Source organism: Planococcus salinarum, from assembly GCF_007004625.1.
In the GTDB taxonomy this organism is placed as follows: domain Bacteria; phylum Bacillota; class Bacilli; order Bacillales_A; family Planococcaceae; genus Planococcus; species Planococcus salinarum.
On sequence record NZ_VIFV01000016.1, the window covers coordinates 21,577 to 41,759 of the forward strand.

General features: G+C 47.9%; 19 protein-coding genes and 1 riboswitch. Of the genes, 16 read left to right on the plus strand and 3 right to left on the minus strand.

Features of this window, described 5'->3' with window-relative positions; all coding sequences use genetic code 11:
* Positions 1-2: 2 nt before the first annotated feature.
* The 7 genes from ligA (at position 3) to DIJ65_RS10705 (ending at position 8,527) form a co-directional block, all read left to right on the plus strand.
* Positions 3-2,009: an NAD-dependent DNA ligase LigA gene (ligA, locus tag DIJ65_RS10675; protein ID WP_117302085.1), complete on the plus strand. Its 2,007-nt coding sequence runs from the start codon at positions 3-5 to the stop codon at positions 2,007-2,009.
* A 14-nt stretch (positions 2,010-2,023) separates the two neighbouring features.
* On the plus strand, positions 2,024-3,163 hold the full coding sequence (locus tag DIJ65_RS10680) for a CamS family sex pheromone protein (RefSeq protein ID WP_117302083.1): 1,140 nt from the start codon (positions 2,024-2,026) through the stop codon (positions 3,161-3,163).
* Positions 3,164-3,650: 487 nt separating this feature from the next.
* Positions 3,651-3,941, plus strand: a complete 291-nt coding sequence (gatC, locus tag DIJ65_RS10685) for an Asp-tRNA(Asn)/Glu-tRNA(Gln) amidotransferase subunit GatC (RefSeq protein ID WP_117302081.1) — start codon at positions 3,651-3,653, stop codon at positions 3,939-3,941.
* A gap of 17 nt (positions 3,942-3,958) precedes the next feature.
* On the plus strand, positions 3,959-5,428 hold the full coding sequence (gene gatA / locus DIJ65_RS10690; RefSeq protein ID WP_117302079.1) for an Asp-tRNA(Asn)/Glu-tRNA(Gln) amidotransferase subunit GatA: 1,470 nt from the start codon (positions 3,959-3,961) through the stop codon (positions 5,426-5,428).
* On the plus strand, positions 5,425-6,855 hold the full coding sequence (gatB, locus tag DIJ65_RS10695) for an Asp-tRNA(Asn)/Glu-tRNA(Gln) amidotransferase subunit GatB (RefSeq protein WP_117302077.1): 1,431 nt from the start codon (positions 5,425-5,427) through the stop codon (positions 6,853-6,855). Before gatA ends, gatB begins: the two co-directional genes overlap by 4 nt.
* A gap of 118 nt (positions 6,856-6,973) precedes the next feature.
* Positions 6,974-7,534: a thioredoxin family protein gene (locus DIJ65_RS10700; protein ID WP_117302075.1), complete on the plus strand. Its 561-nt coding sequence runs from the start codon at positions 6,974-6,976 to the stop codon at positions 7,532-7,534.
* A gap of 81 nt (positions 7,535-7,615) precedes the next feature.
* On the plus strand, positions 7,616-8,527 hold the full coding sequence (locus DIJ65_RS10705) for a diacylglycerol kinase (protein ID WP_117302073.1): 912 nt from the start codon (positions 7,616-7,618) through the stop codon (positions 8,525-8,527).
* Between the two features lie 107 nt (positions 8,528-8,634).
* Here the strand turns inward: DIJ65_RS10705 and DIJ65_RS10710 are convergent, their stop codons facing one another.
* Complete coding sequence (locus DIJ65_RS10710) at positions 8,635-9,063, minus strand: NUDIX hydrolase (RefSeq protein ID WP_117302071.1); 429 nt, start codon at positions 9,061-9,063, stop codon at positions 8,635-8,637.
* Between the two features lie 210 nt (positions 9,064-9,273).
* Here DIJ65_RS10710 and DIJ65_RS10715 point away from each other — a divergent pair, with 210 nt between their 5' ends.
* From DIJ65_RS10715 to DIJ65_RS10750, 9 genes are all read left to right on the plus strand, one after another.
* A complete protein-coding gene (locus tag DIJ65_RS10715) occupies positions 9,274-10,623 on the plus strand; it encodes a cytochrome ubiquinol oxidase subunit I (protein ID WP_117302069.1) in 1,350 nt (449 codons plus the stop codon).
* Positions 10,620-11,648 carry a cytochrome d ubiquinol oxidase subunit II gene (locus tag DIJ65_RS10720; RefSeq protein WP_117302067.1) on the plus strand — a complete coding sequence of 343 codons (1,029 nt, stop codon included), beginning with the start codon at positions 10,620-10,622 and terminating at the stop codon, positions 11,646-11,648. The genes DIJ65_RS10715 and DIJ65_RS10720 overlap by 4 nt, the downstream gene beginning before the upstream one ends.
* Positions 11,649-11,663: 15 nt before the next feature.
* Positions 11,664-11,774 (plus strand): cytochrome bd oxidase small subunit CydS family protein, encoded by a 111-nt coding sequence (gene cydS / locus DIJ65_RS16720; RefSeq protein ID WP_391527602.1) that lies wholly within the window; start codon positions 11,664-11,666, stop codon positions 11,772-11,774.
* Between the two features lie 109 nt (positions 11,775-11,883).
* Entirely contained in the window at positions 11,884-13,254 is a 1,371-nt protein-coding gene (gene rlmD / locus DIJ65_RS10725; RefSeq protein WP_117302065.1) for a 23S rRNA (uracil(1939)-C(5))-methyltransferase RlmD, read from the plus strand.
* Between the two features lie 126 nt (positions 13,255-13,380).
* The gene (locus DIJ65_RS10730; RefSeq protein ID WP_084226091.1) at positions 13,381-13,539 is read left to right on the plus strand and encodes a Fur-regulated basic protein FbpA; all 159 of its coding nucleotides are present in this window, start codon (positions 13,381-13,383) and stop codon (positions 13,537-13,539) included.
* A gap of 70 nt (positions 13,540-13,609) precedes the next feature.
* Complete coding sequence (locus DIJ65_RS10735) at positions 13,610-15,061, plus strand: amidase family protein (protein WP_117302063.1); 1,452 nt, start codon at positions 13,610-13,612, stop codon at positions 15,059-15,061.
* A 130-nt stretch (positions 15,062-15,191) separates the two neighbouring features.
* A complete protein-coding gene (locus DIJ65_RS10740) occupies positions 15,192-16,352 on the plus strand; it encodes a DEAD/DEAH box helicase (protein WP_071152187.1) in 1,161 nt (386 codons plus the stop codon).
* Positions 16,349-17,578: an aminopeptidase gene (locus tag DIJ65_RS10745; RefSeq protein ID WP_071152186.1), complete on the plus strand. Its 1,230-nt coding sequence runs from the start codon at positions 16,349-16,351 to the stop codon at positions 17,576-17,578. Before DIJ65_RS10740 ends, DIJ65_RS10745 begins: the two co-directional genes overlap by 4 nt.
* 12 nt (positions 17,579-17,590) lie before the next feature.
* Positions 17,591-18,538 (plus strand): SGNH/GDSL hydrolase family protein, encoded by a 948-nt coding sequence (locus DIJ65_RS10750; RefSeq protein WP_071152185.1) that lies wholly within the window; start codon positions 17,591-17,593, stop codon positions 18,536-18,538.
* Positions 18,539-18,590: 52 nt separating this feature from the next.
* On the opposite strand, the gene DIJ65_RS16340 is transcribed toward DIJ65_RS10750, so the two are convergent.
* Both DIJ65_RS16340 and DIJ65_RS10755 read right to left on the minus strand, forming a co-directional pair.
* On the minus strand, positions 18,591-18,737 hold the full coding sequence (locus tag DIJ65_RS16340) for a hypothetical protein (RefSeq protein WP_185959542.1): 147 nt from the start codon (positions 18,735-18,737) through the stop codon (positions 18,591-18,593).
* 63 nt (positions 18,738-18,800) lie between these two features.
* Positions 18,801-19,928 (minus strand): M20 family metallopeptidase, encoded by a 1,128-nt coding sequence (locus DIJ65_RS10755; RefSeq protein WP_391527603.1) that lies wholly within the window; start codon positions 19,926-19,928, stop codon positions 18,801-18,803.
* 92 nt (positions 19,929-20,020) lie between these two features.
* Positions 20,021-20,120, plus strand: a riboswitch (TPP riboswitch).
* Positions 20,121-20,183: the final 63 nt, after the last annotated feature.

Here is a 20,183-nt window from a genome sequence, read left to right on the forward strand (position 1 = left end):
TTATGGACCGTATCAAAGCGGAACAACGGGTGAGTGAATTGAATGAATTGCTTGGCACCTATGGCCACGCCTACTATGTGGAGGACAAGCCGGTGGTTCCCGACGCGGTTTATGATCAATTGCTCAATGAATTAATAGAATTGGAAACTCTCTATCCTGATTTGGTATTTCCCGATTCTCCCACGCAACGTGTCGGGGGAGCGGCAATCTCCAATTTTGAAAAAGTGACCCATGCCCGGCCGATGCTGAGTTTGTCGAATGTATTCGGGGAAGAGGACCTGCGTGAGTTTGATAAACGTGTACGAAACGGTGCTGGAGATGAAGTTGACTATGTCTGTGAACTGAAAATCGACGGTCTCGCCGTTTCACTTATTTATGAAAATGGCAAGTTTGTCCGGGGGGCAACCCGCGGCGATGGCCGGGTCGGGGAAGACATCACCGTCAACCTGCGGACCATCAAGTCCATTCCGCTAAAATTAAAAGAGCCGGTTTCGTTGGAAGTACGCGGCGAGGTATTTATGCCGGAAAAATCATTCCATGATCTGAACGAGCAGCGCGGCGCTAAGGGCGAGGAAGTTTTTGCCAACCCCCGCAATGCCGCTGCCGGTTCATTGCGCCAACTCGACCCAAAGATTGCGGCAAGCCGCAATTTGGATGTTTTCATCTATGGCATCGGAGGGGACGCTGAAAATTACGGCCTAGATGAGCACGATGGATCATTGACCTATTTAAGCAAACTGGGTTTCAAGACAAATGATGAACGTAAAGTTTGCCGCAGTGTCGAGGAAGTCCTTGAATATATTGACATGTGGACCGAGCAGCGCGAAAAGCTGTCCTATGAAATCGACGGCATTGTCATCAAGGTCAATCGCTTTCTTCAGCAGCAGGAGCTTGGTTTCACGGCAAAAAGCCCTAAATGGGCCACTGCCTACAAATTCCCTGCTGAAGAGGTAATGACGAAAATCCGCGATATCGAACTCAGTATCGGACGCACAGGGGCAGTGACACCCACCGCCATTCTGGATCCTGTATCGGTCGCAGGATCGACCGTTCAACGGGCCTCGTTGCATAATGAAGATTTGATCAAGGAAAAAGATATACGGATCGGAGATAAAGTCATCATCCGCAAAGCGGGGGATATCATTCCGGAAGTGGTCCGGGCTTTAACTGAACTCCGGACCGGCGACGAAGAACCGTTCCATATGCCGGAAAATTGTCCGGCTTGCGATTCGGAACTTGTGCGGATTGAAGGGGAAGTGGTGCTCCGCTGCGTCAACCCGAAATGTCCGGCACAAATAACGGAAGGGTTGATCCATTTCGTTTCACGCAATGCCATGAACATTGAAGGACTGGGCGAAAAGGTCATTGAACAGCTTTATCACGAAGGATTGATCGCAGATATTGCAGACATTTACAAATTGACAAAAGAACAGTTGCTGGAATTGGACCGGATGGGCGAAAAATCAGCATCCAACCTGGTGGCAGCGATTGATGCTTCACGCAGCAATTCAATGGAAAGATTGCTGTTCGGGCTGGGCATCCGGCATGTCGGCGAAAAAGTGGCCCGCATACTTTCTGAACATTTCGGTTCGATGGAAGATCTGATGAAAGCATCCATCGAGGAATTGAAAGACATTCATGAAATCGGCGATAAAATGGCGGATTCCATTGTTACTTATTTCGACAGCGAAGAAATGCGGGCTCTGGTGGAACGTCTGGCGAATGAAAACGTCAACCTTACTTATACCGGCAAACGGATTCAAGTGGAAGAGGGGTCCAACGCTTTTGCAGGCAAGAAGATTGTCCTGACCGGCAAACTTGAGCAGCTTACCCGGACGGAAGCGACTGAGCGCATTGAAACAATGGGCGGTAAATTATCCAGCAGTGTCAGCAAGAAAACCGATCTGCTGATTGCCGGCAAAGAAGCGGGATCCAAATTGGACAAAGCAACAGATTTGAAAATTGAAATCTGGAACGAACAGCAATTGATCGAGGAATTGAACAAATGAGGAGTTTGTTGAACATGAAACGCATTTGGTGGATCCCTGCCAGCATCCTGCTGCTTACAGCCTGTGTGCCGACTGAGACGAATGAAACCGAAGTGATCGGCACAGAAGAAGTGGAAACAGCAATTATTCCAAGCATGCAATTGGATGAACAATTTTACCGCACCCTGTTGCCATATAAACAAAGCGCCACCCGGGGAAAAATTGTCAATCGGATGAACTCGCGCTACGATATTGAAGAAGCGGAAAAAGGCCTTCTCCGCTTATCTCAAAATCAATTCTCGCCTGACGATTATTATTTTCAGGAAGGCCAGAAAATAACGGATGAAGAAGTCACTTCCTGGCTGCGCCGCTATGATGCAGAAGAAAACCCGACTGGATTGAACGCGGAAGACAACCGGAAGGCGTCCTCGGAAGAGGGGGATAAAGCAGGGGAGAATCCACCGCCTGAAATCCTGGCTCATATCATCGAACAGAATTTCCTGGTGAAAACAAACGAAGACACGATCCGGCTGGGCGGTGTGTCTGTCGGCCTTGCTTTAAATTCAATCTATTACAGTGAAAACGCTGAAGGCGTCTCCTACGAGGAAACGATTTCCCGGGAACAGCTGGAATCGGAAGGCAAACGGATGGCGGATGAAATCGTCAATCGCCTCCGGCAAAAAGAGGGGATGGCGGACATTCCGATTACTGTGGGCCTGTTCAGCCAGAAAAGCCGCAGCACGATCACCGCCGGCACTTATTTCACCTACGGAGTAGCTCCGGGTGGGGACAATGCAGTGGCCAAATGGAATCCGATCAACGAGGAATTCGTCATTTTCCCATCCTCGAATCCGGAAGAGAAGTATCGGGAAGTTGATACGGCTTTCAAAAACTTCAAGCAGGATGTCGAAGAATATTTCTCGAATTTCACCAGTGTGATCGGAACAGGGTTTTATCAGGACGATTCAATCCGAAAGCTGCAAATTGAAATTCCCATCCAGTTTTACGGTTCATCGGAAGTCATCGGCTTTACACAATATTTGACAGGGCTTGTCATGAAACATTTCCCGGAGAATATCCAAGTGGAAGTGGACGTGAATTCAGTCAACGGGGCGGAAGCGCTGATTTTGAGAAAAAACAACGAAACCGAACCGACTGTCCATATTTATGAATAAGAAGCAGCTGCCGCATTCATGGTGGCAGCCAAGGAGGCAGCCCGAGCGGCTGTCTCCATTCTTTTTATTGTCCAGACTCCAGCGCCTAGCCCCTCGAGTCGCTTCGGTTTTGACCTTCATGGCAAAGGGCGCCATGGCGGCCAAACCCTCCAGCGCTTGTCGGGGCTGAGCAGGCGCTTCCGCTTTTCTATGTCCAGACTCCAGCGCCCAGATTCTGGAGGTCATAAGCCACTTTGGTGTCTAGTCTTCAGTGCCTAGCTCTTCGGGATATAAGTCAAAACAGCTGCGTGGCAGAGAGCGCCACTCTGCTGTTTCGCCTTATACCTGTCAGAGCTGACCAGGCATTTGCGCTTTTCGAGACTTTGCGGCAAAAGACACCACTTCGCTGGTCTGCCTTATGCCTTTCAGAGCTGGACAGGCACTACCGCTTTTCGATTTAAAATGGTATGATATAGCGTATGTTTACTGATTTCGGAGGTGTAAGGAAATGGCGAAAATAACAAAAGAAGAAGTGATCGAAGTTGCGCATTTGGCGCGTCTGGCAATTACTGATGAAGAAGCGGTTCACTTTGCAGAACAATTGGAAGCCATCACAAATGCAATGGAGCTATTGAATGAATTGGATACAGAAAATGTTGAGCCGACTACGCATGTATTGCCGATGGTCAATGTAATGCGTGAAGATCAAGCGAAGGCAGGATTGCCGCGTGAAACGGTTTTGAAAAATGTTAAAGAACATATAGCGGGACAAGTAAAAGTTCCGACGATACTGGAATAACAGCGAGGAGGGAAACCATGAAATTCTATGACAAGACAGCTGCGGAATTACAGGAATTGATACATAGTAAGGACGCGACAATTACCGATATAACAAAAGAAACGTTCAAACGGATCAATGCACTTGACCCGAAAGTCGATGCTTTTCTGGCTATGAATGAAGAACGGGCTCTGGCGTCAGCAACTGAATTGGACAACACACCGATGGAACAGCGCGGGCCGCTATTCGGTTTGCCTATTGGCGTCAAAGACAACATCATGACCGAAGGCCTTGTCACTACGGCTTCAAGCCGTATTTTGGAAGGCTTTGATCCAATCTATAATGCAACGGTCGTTGAAAAACTGCGTGCCGCAGGTATGGTGATTGTCGGTAAATTGAATATGGACGAATTCGCGATGGGTTCATCGAACGAAAACTCCTATTACAAAAAGACCAGAAATCCGTGGAACCTGGATTATGTGCCAGGCGGATCTTCAGGTGGGTCGACTGCTGCAGTGGCGGCAGGCGAAGTGCCATTTACACTTGGTTCAGACACCGGTGGGTCAATCCGCCAACCGGCCGCGTTCTGCGGCGTCGTGGGCATGAAACCGACATACGGACGGGTTTCCCGTTTCGGCCTGATCGCTTTCGCTTCGTCGTTGGACCAAATTGGTACGGTGACACGCAATGTCAAAGATAATGCGTTGCTTTTGCAGGCGATTGCAGGCCATGATGAGAAGGATTCCACCTCTGCCGACGTCGAAGTGCCGGATTTTGCTGCTGCATTGACTGGCGACATCACGGGCCTCCGTATTGGTGTGCCGAAAGAATACTTTGCAGAAGGTGTCAGCGAATCAGCAAAACAAGCGGTTTACAATGCACTTGATGTATTGAAGGAAAAAGGGGCGAGCTGGGAAGAAATATCCCTGCCCCATTCAAAATATGCTTTAGCGACTTATTATTTATTGGCATCTTCAGAAGCATCTTCCAACCTATCACGCTTCGACGGGATCCGTTACGGCTATCGCACCAGCAAAGCGGGCAGCCTTCTCGAGTTCTATATGAATACGCGGGCAGAAGGTTTTGGCGATGAAGTGAAACGCCGCATCATGCTCGGAACCTATGCGTTGAGCTCAGGCTATTATGATGCATATTATAAAAAAGCGCAGAAAGTTCGTACGTTGATCAAGAAGGATTTTGACGACGCATTCGAAAATTATGATGTCATCATTAGCCCGACAACTCCGACACCGGCATTTAAAATCGGCGAAATCATCGATGATCCGTTAACGATGTATGCCAATGATATCCTGACGATTCCTGTCAACCTGGCCGGCGTACCGGCGATTTCAGTTCCTTGCGGCTTTGATGGGGATATGCCGCTTGGGTTGCAGATTATCGGCAATTACTTCGACGAGGAAACGGTTTATCGTACAGCCGATGTTTTTGAAAAAGCGACAGATTTCCATAAAAAAACTCCTCAGTTATGGGAGGGAGCAGCGCAATGAATTTTGAAACGATCATCGGGCTCGAAGTGCACGTCGAATTGAAAACCGATTCCAAAATGTTTTCACCTTCACCTGCACACTTCGGCGCAGAACCGAATACAAATACAAACGAAATCGACCTCGGCTATCCTGGGGTCCTGCCGGTAGTAAATAAACGCGCAGTGGATTGGGCGATGAAAGCGGCGCTTGCTTTGAATTGCGAAATTACGCGCCACACCAAGTTCGACCGCAAAAACTACTTCTACCCGGACAATCCGAAAGCCTATCAAATCTCTCAATTCGACCAGCCGATCGGTGAACATGGCTGGATCGAAATTGAAGTGAAAGGCGAGAAAAAACGCATCGGCATTACGCGCCTCCATATGGAAGAAGACGCCGGAAAATTGACGCATACGGACAATGGCCATTCACTGGTGGATTTCAACCGCCAGGGAACGCCATTGATTGAAATCGTTTCGGAACCGGATATGCGTACTGCGGATGAAGCTTACGCTTTCCTGGAGAAGATCAAAGCGATCATCCAATATACCGGCGTTTCCGACGTCCGTATGGAAGAGGGATCGCTGCGCTGTGATGCGAATATTTCGTTGCGTCCATGGGGCCAGGAACAATTCGGCACGAAAACGGAATTGAAAAACCTGAACTCGTTCAACTATGTACGAAAAGGAATTGAGCACGAACAGGTCCGACAGGAACAAGTACTCTTATCTGGAGGTGTGATTCCGCAGGAAACACGCCGTTATGATGAGACGACTGCCAAAACCGTGCTGATGCGCATCAAAGAAGGATCTGATGATTACCGTTATTTCCCGGAACCGGATCTTGTGGACATCGTCATCGATGATGCCTGGATCGAACGTGTCCGGGCAGAAATTCCGGAACTTCCGGATGCGCGAAAAGCCCGATATGTTTCCGAACTGGGCATGTCGCCGTATGACGCCATGGTGCTGACGTTGGCCAAACCGATTTCCGACTTTTTCGAGGCGACGGTTGCTGAAGGCGCTGACGCAAAACTTGTCTCCAACTGGCTGATGGGTGAAGTTTCTGCCTATCTGAATGCGGAACAAAAAGAATTGGCGGATACGGCGTTAACGCCGGAAGGACTTGCCGGCATGATCAAATTGATCGCTGATGGCACGATTTCGTCGAAAATCGCCAAGAAAGTGTTCCGTGAATTGATTGAAAAAGGCGGAGACGCCAATGATATTGTCAAAGCGAAAGGACTCGTCCAAATTTCGGATGAAGGCGTTTTGCGTGAATACGTAACGAATACATTGGATGCCAACCCGCAATCGATTGAAGACTTCAAGAACGGCAAAGACCGCGCAATCGGCTTTTTGGTCGGCCAAATCATGAAAGCGACGAAAGGCCAGGCCAACCCGCCGCTTTTAAATAAAATACTGTTGGAAGAAATAGGGAACAGGTAACAGGCACAAGCGAGAATGATGATGGCCCTTCAATGGGCCATCTTTTTTTATTAGAAAAGATATAATTTGAAGCTTTTGTTGAAGACAAGTAAACTGAATTTAAAGGAGATGTGATATTATGACATTGGAACAGAATTATTTCGAAAACGCGATAACACTTGAAAAATATATGTCCCAAATGGAATCCAACCAGGATAAGTCCTATTCGATTTACGAGAAGTTCAGTTTGCCGGAAGACAAAGAATTCTTCAATCTCTTAAAAGAGAAGAATCCCCATATCCTCGTCATTACTGAAGACTGGTGTGGAGATGCAATGATGAATAATGCGATTCTCCGAAAAATTACGGATGCGGGAGATGTTGAAGTCCGCTGTGTATACAGGGATGAAAATCCTGAATTGATGGACAGCTTTCCGGCAGATGAAGGACGCTCCATTCCGAAATACATCTTTTTATCGCAGGACGGGGAGCCATTGGGAGCATGGGGGCCGCGATCTGCTAAGGTCCAGCAATTCGTTGACGACCTGAAAGCAAAATTGCCGGAAGAAGAAGATCCGCAATATGATTTGCATTTCAAGACTGTCCTTGGTGAAATCACAGACGGCTTTGTTTACAGGAGTGAATTCTGGGACAGTGTCTATGGCGAATTAAAAGCAGCTTTGACAAAATCACTTTCCTAAAAATGTGAATCTGTAACCGACGGAACTTTTAACTTCTTTTATTGTCTTATTTCCAGAGTAAGTGAGAAAGGCTGAAACCCTATGAAACGAGCAAGAATTATTTACAATCCCACATCCGGCAGGGAATTATTCCGCAGGCATTTGCCGGAAGTGCTGGAAAAAATGGAAATAGCCGGGTATGAAACTTCCTGCCATGCAACAACCTGTGAAGGGGATGCCACTGCCGCCGCCATTACAGCTGTGGAAAGAAATTTCGATCTGATTGTAGCAGTTGGCGGAGACGGGACATTGAACGAAGTGGTTTCCGGTATTTCAACATTCGAGAAGCGTCCTAAGGTAGGTTTGATTCCTATGGGCACCACGAATGATTTTGCCCGGGCGGTACATATTCCCCGTGACATCAATAAAGCTGTCGATATTATTATTCAGGGCGACTCAATCCCGGTGGACGTGGGAAGAATGAACGAACGTTATTTCATCAACATTGCCGGGGGGGGCAGGATGACAGAGCTGACATATGAAGTTCCGAGCAAGTTAAAGACGGTGCTTGGCCAAATGGCTTATTATCTGAAAGGCATCGAAATGCTGCCTTCCATCCGTTCTTCACGCGTGCGCATCGAATATGACGGCGAAGTGTTTGATGATAAGGCGATGATGTTCCTGATCGGACTGACCAATTCAGTCGGCGGTTTTGAAAAGCTTGCGCCCGATGCCAGCATCAATGATGGGAAATTCACCTTGCTGATATTGAAAGAAGTGAATATGGCAGAGTTTATCCGCCTTGCTTCTCTGGCGTTACGAGGGGAGCACCTTACAAATCCGCATGTCATTTACGCAAAAGCCAGCAGGATTTCCGTCACATCGAAAGAACGGGTCATGCTGAATCTTGACGGTGAGTTCGGCGGTGTGCTGCCGGCAGTTTTCCAGAATCTCGAGAAACATATTGAAGTGCTGGTTCCGATCCAGTCTTTGACTAACAGGGACATTAATTAACAGCGAAACGGGTCCGATGTTCCCAGTAATGTCCATTCCAAAGAAAATGACAGAAAGAAGCCCGGCAGTCAGCTGACTGCCGGGCTTCTTTCTGTTTGGACACTTATTTACAAAAGTTCAATTGCTGTGTCCTGTTCCATTGCAAGTTTCGGCAGATCATCGACCGGTTCCCACCGGAACAGAAGGGTCATGCCATTGTCACGGCCACTGCTCTTGATGGTATGTTCCCACTGATCGACCTTTTCCCCCGTATATTCGAAATGGAACATATTGCGTTCGTAAACTTTGTCTTTATGTTCGGGGTAATAATTGTACTTGTGGATTTTTCCGGCAAAATCCAATACGTCCCGTGGAAGGCCCGTTTCTTCCTGGACTTCCCGGTACAGTGCATCGATGAGCATTTCTCCTTCGGCGATAGTGCCGCCGGGCACCTGAACGCCGACTTCCGGCTCTCCTTTGTACTCGAAAACCAGTAACTCACGGTTTTCTTCTGGTCCTCTGGTGATATACGCAAATACTTTTCTGCTTGTTTCCATATGAATCATCCTTTTTTTATGTTCTTTATAGAATACTAAAAATTCTGCAAAATTTCAAGGATGATTAATTATCAGGTGTCACAGCTTATTCATAGTTTTTGGAAAAACCGGGCTTCTGAAATTCCTAAGATAGGATTCCGCGGGCTTGCTTAGGGTACAATAATTGTATGAATTAAAAAGAGAAAAAACTTCCTCAGGAGGGATAAGGAAATGGGATTTGAAGATACAGTGCTTTTAAGCCGTATTCTGACATTATTGACTCTTTCATTTCACATACTTTACGCAACAATCGGAGTCGGTGTACCACTGATGATCATGATTGCCCAGTGGGTTGGGATCAAAAAGAATGATGACCATTATATTTTGCTTGCCCGCAGGTGGGCCAGAGGATTTGTAATAACTGTAGCGGTCGGGGTAGTAACAGGAACTGCGATCGGCCTGCAATTGTCGTTGCTCTGGCCGAACTTTATGCAATTGGCAGGAAATGTTATTGCTTTGCCATTGTTCATGGAAGTATTTGCCTTTTTCTTTGAAGCTATTTTCCTCGGCATTTACCTGTACACATGGGACCGTTTTGAAGACCAGCGCAAGCATTTTCTGCTGCTCATCCCTGTTGCTTTGGGAGCAGCCGCTTCTTCCGTCTTCATCACGATCGTCAATGCATTCATGAATGCTCCGCAAGGTTTTGATATCTTAAACGGTGAATTTGTCAACGTCAGCCCGCTGCTCGCGATGTTCAGTCCAGCGGTGCCGACCAAAGTCGCCCACGTCATGGCGACAGCTTTCATGACCAGCGCATTTGTACTGGCATCGATTGCCGCTCTGCGCCTGGTCCAGGGATCAAATCATATTTATCATAAAAAGGCTTTGCTGCTGACGATGAAGCTTGGCTTTGTGTTCGCAGTTGCAACAGCACTTATCGGAGATTTGTCCGGTAAGTACCTTGCCGAATACCAGCCTGAAAAGCTGGCGGCTGCCGAATGGCATTTTGAAACAGAAGGGGACGCGGAATTGATTCTCTTCGGGGTACTCGATGGAGAGGAACCAAAGTATGCAATCAAAATTCCGTATGCGCTGAGTATTCTTGCGCATGGTGACCCGACAGCCGAAGTTATCGGCCTGAATGAATTTCCGGAAGACGAAAGGCCTCCGCTCTGGATCCATTATTTATTCGATACGATGGTGACCATCGGTATGTGGCTGGCATTCTTCTCCTTTGTTTATCTTGTCGCGGAATGGCGCAGATGGCAGTTCATCACGAAAAAATGGTTCCGCTGGCTTACAGTGGCGGGAGGACCGTTGGCTTTGATCGCCATCGAAGCCGGCTGGTGGTTTACGGAAGTGGGACGTCAGCCTTGGATTCTGCGAGGGTACATGAGAACTAGTGAAGCCGCAACGACAAGCGACCAGGTTGATCTGATGATCATTCTGTTCGCAGGTTTGTATTTCATATTGGGTGTCGGAACAATTGTTGTGCTGTGGCGTATGTATAAACGCAATCCGGTGGAGAAAGAACTTGCTGACAGACAAAAGGCTGAAAAAGGCGGTGATTTGGAATGACATTAGAAATCATCGGAGTTTCAGTCCTGTGGCTGTTCCTGTTTCTGTACGTGATTGTAGCTTCCATCGATTTTGGTGCCGGCTTTTTCAACGCCTACAGCGCCTTCACCAATAAACAGCATATCCTGACCGGCATCATCCAGCGGTATCTGTCACCGGTATGGGAAGTGACGAATGTATTTTTCGTTTTCTTCTTCGTGGGGATTATCGGGTTCTTCCCCAAGACCGCGTTCTATTATGGGACGACATTATTGATTCCTGCGAGCATCGCGCTTGTGTTGCTGGCGATACGCGGTTCTTATTATGCCTTCGCCACATACGGCGCAAAGATCAATCACCGCGGTTATATCTATATGTATGGTTTATCAGGGCTCCTGCTGCCGGCGTCGTTATCTCCGGTACTGGCAATCTCGGAAGGCGGATTCATCCAAATGAACGGCAGCCAGCCGTATCTCGATTATTGGGCGCTTTTCACAAGCCCGCTGATGTGGAGCATCGTTGTTCTCAGTCTTACCGCAGTGCTTTATATATCAGCCGTATTCCTCACGTGGTACGCCAATAAAGCCGGAGATGTCAAAGCAACCGACCTGATGCGGAAATACGCACTCGTATGGGCAGGACCCGCGATTGTGACGGCGACAGGCATCATCTATGAACTGCGCGCCCACAACCCGGAACATTTCAGCCGCATCCTTGACCTGTGGTGGGCATTCGGAATTTCGTTCCTGCTGTTCGCCGGTACCGTCTATCTGATCTGGAAACGAAAAAATTACGGGCTGGCTTTTATTTTGCTGGTGGGCCAATTCTTTAGCGCCTTCTTCGCATATGGAGTCTCCCATTACCCATATCTGCTGTATCCATATTTGACGATCTACGACAGCTTTACGAATGAAGCAATGGCGATCGCATTGATCATCGCGTTTATTGCGGGCCTTGGTTTATTGCTGCCGTCACTGTACCTATTGTTTCGTCTGTTCTTGTTCGATAAGGATTATGTCAAAGGTAAATCGGATCACCATGCATAAAAGGGGGCAGTTTTCATGCAGGATTTCTTGATATTCTATGCACCGTTTCTCGTATTGATCGCTTCATTAATCTTTGGTTTCTGGTTCGCATTGAAAGATGGGCCGGTGTCGAAGGATCGTGACTGACTGCGCGTCCAGGCTTTGCCTGGCGCGTTTTTTCTATGTCCGTCGAATCCAGTTGGTCGCTTGCGCTTTTCTATAGTACAATAAACCAATGTGAAATGGAGTGAACAAATTGAAACCTGTGAACAAAAATGACCGGCTGCTGGTCCACGTGGAAGATTTGACCCACGACGGAGCAGGAGTTGCCAAAGTAGAAGGGTATCCTTTATTCATCCACGGCGCCTTGCCGGGTGAAGATGTGCATATCCATGTATTAAAAACCCTGAAATCCTACGGTTTTGCGAAACTGCTTGAGATTGAACACCCCTCGCCATTCCGCGTTGAAGCACCTTGTCCGGTATTTGATACATGCGGTGGCTGCCAGATTCAGCACCTGTCTTATGAAGGGCAGATGACCTTTAAACGGAAGCTCGTGCGTGATGCCATCACCCGTATCGGAAAACTGCCGGATGTTCCGGTACATGCCGTCAAAGGAATGGACAACCCGTGGCGCTACCGCAATAAATCGCAAATCCCTTTCGGCATGGAGGATGGGCGCGTTGTCGCCGGCTTTTACCAGCCGCGTTCCCACCGGATCGCCGATACGGATATCTGCCTGATCCAGACGCCGGAAGCTGACAGCATCATGGCCGGCATCAAACATAAGTTGACAGAGATCGGCATTGAACCTTACGAAGAAGAGACGCACCGGGGACAGCTCCGCCACGTCGTCGTCCGTAAAGCCCGTGCCACCGGAGAGGTTATGGTCGTGCTTGTTACAAAGAAAAAGAAATTCCCGCAGGCGGCTGCGGCTGTTGAACTGATCCAGTCGCTTGTTCCTGAAACGGTGTCAATCGTCCAGAACATCAACCCTGAAAAAACAAACGTTATTTTCGGTGATGAGACGATTACGCTTTGGGGCAAAGACGTCATAGAAGACCAAATCGGTGGTGTCCGTTTTGAAATCTCAGCACGCTCTTTCTACCAGATCAATCCGGAGCAGACAGAAGTGCTTTACGGACAGGCACTCGAATACGCCAATCTGACCGGTGAAGAAACTGTCATCGACGCATACTGCGGCATCGGAACGATTTCGCTGTTCCTTGCCAAGCGCGCCAAATTCGTTATGGGCGTGGAAATTGTGGCGCCTGCCATCGAAGATGCCAAACGCAATGCCGAACTCAATGGCATCAGCAATACCTTATTCGAAGCGGGACCGGCCGAGCAGGTGATTCCGCGCTGGTACAAAGAAGGCAAGAGAGCCGATGTCCTCGTGGTCGATCCGCCGCGCAAAGGATGCGACGAGCAATTGCTTCACACCATTTTGAAACAGCGCCCGGAGCGGGTTGTCTATGTATCCTGCAACCCGGCCACACTCGCCAGGGACCTCCGGATTCTTGAAGACGGCGGCTACCGCACACAGGAAGTCCAGCCGGTGGACATGTTCCCGCAATCTACCCACTGCGAAGCAGTCGCATGGTTGCAGCTCGGGGCGAAAGAATAAATTTTTATAACCTGAATCCGGACGTGAAAAGCGTCCGGATTTTTTTATTTTATTCGATAGAAAAGTTTTGTGATGTCTTAAATGGGTAAAGAATAGGGAATACTTTATAAGGAGAGAACGGACACCATGGAACAGATACCCTTATCGAAGTTCGAAGATAAACGCTCGAATGTCATCGAAGAATTGGTGGCGCAAAATGTCTTTAAAATCAATGGACGGCAATTATATGAGTTGAGCCTATTTGAATTGATGAAGGAATATACACAGAAAAGCCTTAGCTCGTAAGCTGTGGCTTTTTTATTTTTCGTCAGCCGATCTGCCGGATTACATAAACCGTGAAATTGGAGGGAAGGCTATGCATCATCAAAAGCTTGAAGTTTACCGGAAAAATAATCTTGATGAAATGACGTTTTCCGAAATGCAGGAAGAGATGCAGGCGGGGAATATCAGTTCAGAAGAGCTGGTGTTGATGTACAAGGAAAACATTTCGCTTCGGGATAAAAATGTTAATGCATTGCTGGAAATAAATCCGGATGCCCTGCAGACTGCTCAGTCACTGGATTTTGAACGTCAGCGCAAAGGAGTGAGAAGCCCTTTGCATGGCATTCCTGTTTTGGTGAAGGACAATATCGAAACCGCTGATAAAATGCATACCAGCGCCGGTTCCCTGGCACTCGAAAACCATTACGCCCTGAATGATGCGCACCTGGTAGAAAAACTGCGCAAAGCGGGTGCAGTCATATTGGGTAAAACCAATATGACTGAATGGGCCAATTTCATGTCCGATAAAATGACAAATGGTTATAGTTCCCGTGGCGGGCAGGTAAAGAATCCCTATGGCGCTTTCGATGCCGGGGGTTCAAGTGCTGGATCTGCGGCAGCGGTTGCGGCCAATCTGGCTGCTGCATCAATCGGCACTGAAACGTCGGGTTCGATCATCAACCCAGCCGCCCAGAACAGCCTGGTCGGACTCAAGCCGACAGTCGGGATGATCAGCCGGCGAGGCCTCATCCCCTTGTCACATACGCAGGATACTGCCGGTACACTGGCCCGCACTGTTGAAGATGCAGTCAAGGTTTTTTCTGTTCTTATCGGATTTGACCCGGAAGATCCAATTACCAGTCTGTCCACTGATTTTGAAGGATATGACTGGAGCGTCCACCTGAAGGAGCACGGGTTGAACAATACCCGTCTGGCGATAGCGCCGGAATTGTTCAAGGAAATCTCGGACGAGCAAATGGAAATGTTTGAGCAGGCGAAAGAACAGCTGAAGGCTTTGGGAGCTGAAATCATTGAAGATGTCGACATTGGCTCAAATCAGGAGGACCTTGGATTTGCCGTCCTGCTTCATGAGTTCAAAGCGGATTTGAACGCCTATTTGGCAAAAACAGAGCAATCGAATCCGATCAGGTCGCTGGATGACGTAATGGCCTTCAATAATGCCCACTCCGACAAAATGCTGAAGTTCGGCCAGAACCTTTTGGAGCAGGCAAACCAATTGACGGGGATGCTGACGGAAAGAGAGTATGTCGAAGCTCTTGAACGCAATCGTTTTCTTGCTGCAGAACAGGGCATCAACGCAACATTGAAAGAAATTGTGGCAGATGCCATCCTCCTGCCGCAGGATTTTGGCTGCAATGTGGGAGCGGCAGCAGGTTTTCCAGCGATTACTGTACCTTTCGGATATACCAAAACGCACGAACCCTTCAGCATCACTTTTTACGGCATGGCTTTCAGTGAACCGAAACTTATCGAATTCGCCTATGCATTTGAAAAGGCAGTAAAAGGCAGAAAGAATCCATATTGAAAAAGGCGGACCGGATTCCGGTCCGCCTTTTGAAATTGCCGGAGATTTTGAAGCCATATTATCCCTCAAAAAAGGCGCCAGAACGCCAAATATGGTACACTGAAAGCATTGAAGAGAAGGTGGAATTGAAATGACTTTTATAGAAGAACTAAATCCCGTATGGCAGGAAAAATGGAAACAGACCGGTTTCGAAACAATCATGCCGATCCAGGCGCAAATGATTCCGGAAATGATGGCGGGCAATGATATTGTGGCCCAATCCCCGACTGGTTCCGGAAAAACATTGGCTTATGTATTGCCGATTCTGGAACGTGTTGATCCGAAAAAAATGTCTACACAGGCAATGATCATTGCACCGTCGCAGGAATTATCGATGCAGATTGTAAATGTACTTCGTGAATGGACAGAAGGCACTGATATTACAGTGACCCAACTGATCGGCGGGGCGAATATGCAGCGCCAACTGGAAAAATTGAAGAAAAAACCGACGATTGTTGTTGGCACCCCAGGACGGTTAAACGAGCTGGTGAAGAGCAAGAAATTGAAAATGCATGAAATCCGTATACTGGTGCTGGATGAAGGTGACCAGTTAATGGCGCGTGAACATCGAACTGTCATGAAGGCACTGATAGAAAAGACGCAAAATGAACGCCAGCTGGTTATGGTATCAGCGACTATTACGGAAGAAGTGGAATTGGTTGCCGATCGTTTGATGCAGCATCCAACCCGTCTTCATGTTACGGCGGAAGAAATGCCGATGCAGGGAAAAGTGACGCATTCGTTCATCAAAGTTGATGAACGCGACAAAACGGATCTGCTGCGCCGCATTTCCTATATTGATGGAGTCAAGGCTCTGGCATTCGTCAATAATCTCGATCAGTTATTGATGAAGGAAAATAAATTGAAATTCCGTGATACAAAAATCGTCACGCTTCATTCTGAAATGAAAAAAGATGAGCGCAAAAAGGCGCTGGATGCTTTCCGAAACGGCGACGTTTCTGTCCTCATTGCAACGGAAGTGGCTGCACGCGGCCTTGACATCGATTCCGTTTCACACGTGATCCATGTGGATGTTCCAAGGACAATCGATCAATACCTTCATCGTTCAGGGCGCACAGGCAGAGCAGGCGCAGACGGCGAAGTTTTGACTTTGCTCGCCTACCAGGATGAACGCCATTATAAAAAGTTCACAAAAGATCTGCCTTCCAAGCCTGTGCAGAAAATCATGCACAGCGGGAAACTGGTTGAAGGTTCAAGCAAAACAGTGACCGTAAAGGGGAATAAAAAATGAATTTCCAGCAAAAAATGGAACAATATGCAGAACTGACCGTCTACGTTGGATTGAATGTCCAAAAGAATCAGCACGTGCTGATCAACACGACAACCGATACGATTGAATTTACCCGTCTGGTGGTCAAAAAAGCATATGAAGCCGGCGCGAAAAATGTTCATGTGAATTATTCGGACCCTGTCCAGACGCGCACGCATTACGAGTTGGCACCGGACGAAGCTTTTACAGAATTCCCGGAGTGGTCTGTTGTCCAGCGTGATGAAATCATCGAAAAAGGTGGGTCATTCCTGTGGATCGATGCAGAGGATCCGGATTTGCTGACAGGAATACCAGCCAAACGCCTGTCGGATTCACAAAAAACGGCCGGCAAAGCACTGGAGAGATATCGCCAGGCAGTGGGATCCGATAAAGTGGCATGGTCGATTGTCGCGATTCCTTCTGGAAAATGGGCTGCGAAGGTGTTCCCGGAACTTGAACCCGAAAAGCAGGTCGAAGCCCTGTGGGAAGCAATTTTTAATACAGTGCGTATCGGGCGGGGGGATGCCGTTTCTTTATGGAAACAGCATATCGAGTTTCTGGAGAAACGGGCAACCCAGCTGAATGATCACCGTTTTGATAAACTGCATTATACCGCTCCAGGCACTGATTTAACAATAGCGTTGCCGGACAGGCACATTTGGATGTCCGGGGCGTCAAAAACGCCTCAGGGCAACCCATTCATCGCTAATATGCCGACAGAGGAAGTCTATACCGTTCCGCTGAAAAATGGTGCCGACGGCGTTGTCCGCAACACGAAGCCGCTCGTTTATCAAGGCAATATTATCGACGGATTCACGTTGACTTTTGAAGGCGGAAAAATTATCAAAGCACAAGCGGAAAAAGGCGAAGAACTGTTGCGGGAAATGATCAGTTCGGATGAAGGGGCAGCTTACCTCGGTGAAGTGGCATTGGTTCCGCATCAATCACCAATTTCCGATTCCGGCCTTCTGTTCTTCAATACGTTATTTGATGAAAATGCATCGAACCATCTTGCTATCGGTGATTCATATCCGACCTGCTACGCGGGTGCACGCGATCTTGAACGCAGCCAATTGGCGGAAATCGGATTAAATACATCCATTGTCCATGAAGACTTCATGATCGGCAGTGCCGAAATGGATATCGATGGCATTAAAGCAGACGGTTCGAAGATTCCGGTGTTCCGCAAAGGAAACTGGGCATTCTAAGAGGTGATGAAAATGAAAAAATCAGCAGCTGTCTTATTGGTTGTATTGCTTGCCATCAGCATGGTGAACACTGCTGCAGCTGAAGTAAGAATACCAGCCGTTTATGTTGCACTGGGCGATTCACTTGCTGCAGGGCAAACCCCGGAAAGCCAGATCGATTCAGGCTACGCCGACATGATTGCCCAGGAACTGGGAAGAAGTCAGTCGATTGCCAGTTTTTCGAAAGACCTTGCATTTCCGGGGTTTACTACCGCGGATGTTCTGGAGCGGATGAAAGAAGACGGAGCGCGGGAAATTCTCGCTTCGGCCAATATTATTACATTGTCGGCGGGAGCCAATGACCTGCTGCGGCTGGTCCGGGCCAATCCCGTTGACGGCTCGCTGCAATTCGAGCGTATCCAGTCTGATTTTGCGCTGAATAAAGCAAGGCAGAATATCAGTGAAATAATGATGGAATTGGATGACGCCGCACCAAATGCGGAAATTTATGTCATGGGCTATTATTTTGCTTATCCCCATGCCCGTGAGTCGCAAAAAGAAGGCATAGCTGAGCAATTGCAGCTCCTTAATGAAATTCTTAAGAATGAGGCCGAAAAAGCAGGGGCGATTTTTGTGTCCGTCGATGAGGCTTTCGGTCAGGATGCGATTTCAAAAGTGCCGAATCCCGGGGATGTTCACCCGAATCTTGAAGGGTACCAGGCCATGGCCAACGAATTCTTTGCGCTATACCACACTGGCTGGGAAATTACTGGTGCTGAAATTCCTAAGCCGAATCCCTTAAGCTTTGAAGAGATTATGGAGGGGCAGGATCAGCAAAACGAAGGCAATCCAGATCCGGATGGAATGATCCAAGAGACAGAGCAGGATGCTGAAGAGATAGAAACTGATTTGTCTGCACAGCTTCTTCCAGACCTCAAGTCGGGGTACTTGGCTCTCCGGACGATTCTACCGATTATTTAGCAAGGTTATAGAGCAAAAAAATCCTCTCCTGAAAACACAGGAGAGGATTTTTTTATCGTTTAGACTTTTTATTTTTATATTGGTCTGAGTTGGTCTGTGCGTTGTCTTTGGATTTTTTCTTCTTCATAAATTTCCTGATGACCGGATAAGCGATAGGACCATATTTAATCGCTGATTTCAAGAGTCTTCCTACTGCCATATATATCGCTCCATTCGTTTTAGAGATAGTTTCTGGATTCCCGTTTATCGGGTCATTTAAACATTACGCTTCTGACAGCGCATGGGACAGCAAGATGTCCTTGTATTCGTGGACACTTGAAATTTCGACGTATTCTGCGTTGCCATGCCAGTCATCACCAGTCGGTCCGAATTCGATAGCGCCTTCACCGCCATTTACTGCCGCATAGTAACGGGTATCGGCTGCGCCGTGCTGGCCAAAGAGAATCGGTTCATTTCCTGTGTTGCTGCGAATGCTTTCCTGCAATGTCTGAATATAAGGGTTCTCGGCTGTCGTTGTCAGCGCCGGAGTGGTGGAAGAGCTGGACTTATAATCAAAGTCGATATTAAGTGTATCACCGAGTTCAACCATCTGGCGCGTGATTTCTTTAGGATCCTGACCTGGCATAAAGCGGATATCATAGGACATTTCACAAACTTCCGGAACCATATTATAGCGCTTGCCGGCATTGATGATGGCAAGGTTTACGGAAGGCTGCTCGTAATACTCGGTGGATTCTTTGCGGAATGGAAGTTCAGCCATGGCCATATGATATTTCATCGCCTGTTCGATGGCATTTATCCCTTCCCAGGGTCTGCTGCCATGCGCCGGTTTCCCTTTGAAAACCATGTCCATGTGAAGGATCCCTTTGGACTGAAGGCCGACTTTCAAACCGGTCGGCTCACCGCAGATGACGAAATTGCCGCTGTAGCCCTGGGATACAAGCCATTCAGAAGTATTATGGCCGCCGATTTCTTCATCGGTCACAATATGGAGATGAACTTCGCGGTTCAGACCTTCCGGATCCAATTCCGTAAATGCCTGCATCATGGCCGCTACCCCGGCTTTCATATCCGCCGAACCGCGACCATACAAGCGGCCAAGCTCTTCCATAGGGGTGAATTGCTCGTCATGGCCAGGCACGACATCGACATGGCCATTCCAGATCAGCTTTTCAGCTCCCTGTCCCTTCTCCGCTGTCAGCATCAAATATCCTTTATTGTCATGGACTTTGACGGTTTCACCTTTCTCTTCGAGCCAACGCGCACAAAAAAGAAGCGCATCGTTTGCCCCTTCTTTCGTATCACTTTTAATTTTAATCAGCTCTTTCAATAATTCGATCATATAATAACAGCAGCAATTGTTGCTGCCTTCACCGCCTTTCTGAGACATTTACTTTCTCAATACCCTAAAAGCTTCCGATGAAACGGACTTGCATCCCTTCGGTATGTTCGTTACAATACTGGTGTTGGAAACAAAACTGTATACACCACAAGGGGAGCTTTTGCTGAGAGTGAACGAGATCGTTCTTACCCTTTGAACCTGTAAGTTAACACTTGCGCAGGGATGTGGATGGAAACCTGCCCTTATGCGGCGTCAGGGTCTATCCTGGCGCCGCTTTTTGTAAGGTTTTTATTGGCGGCCCTT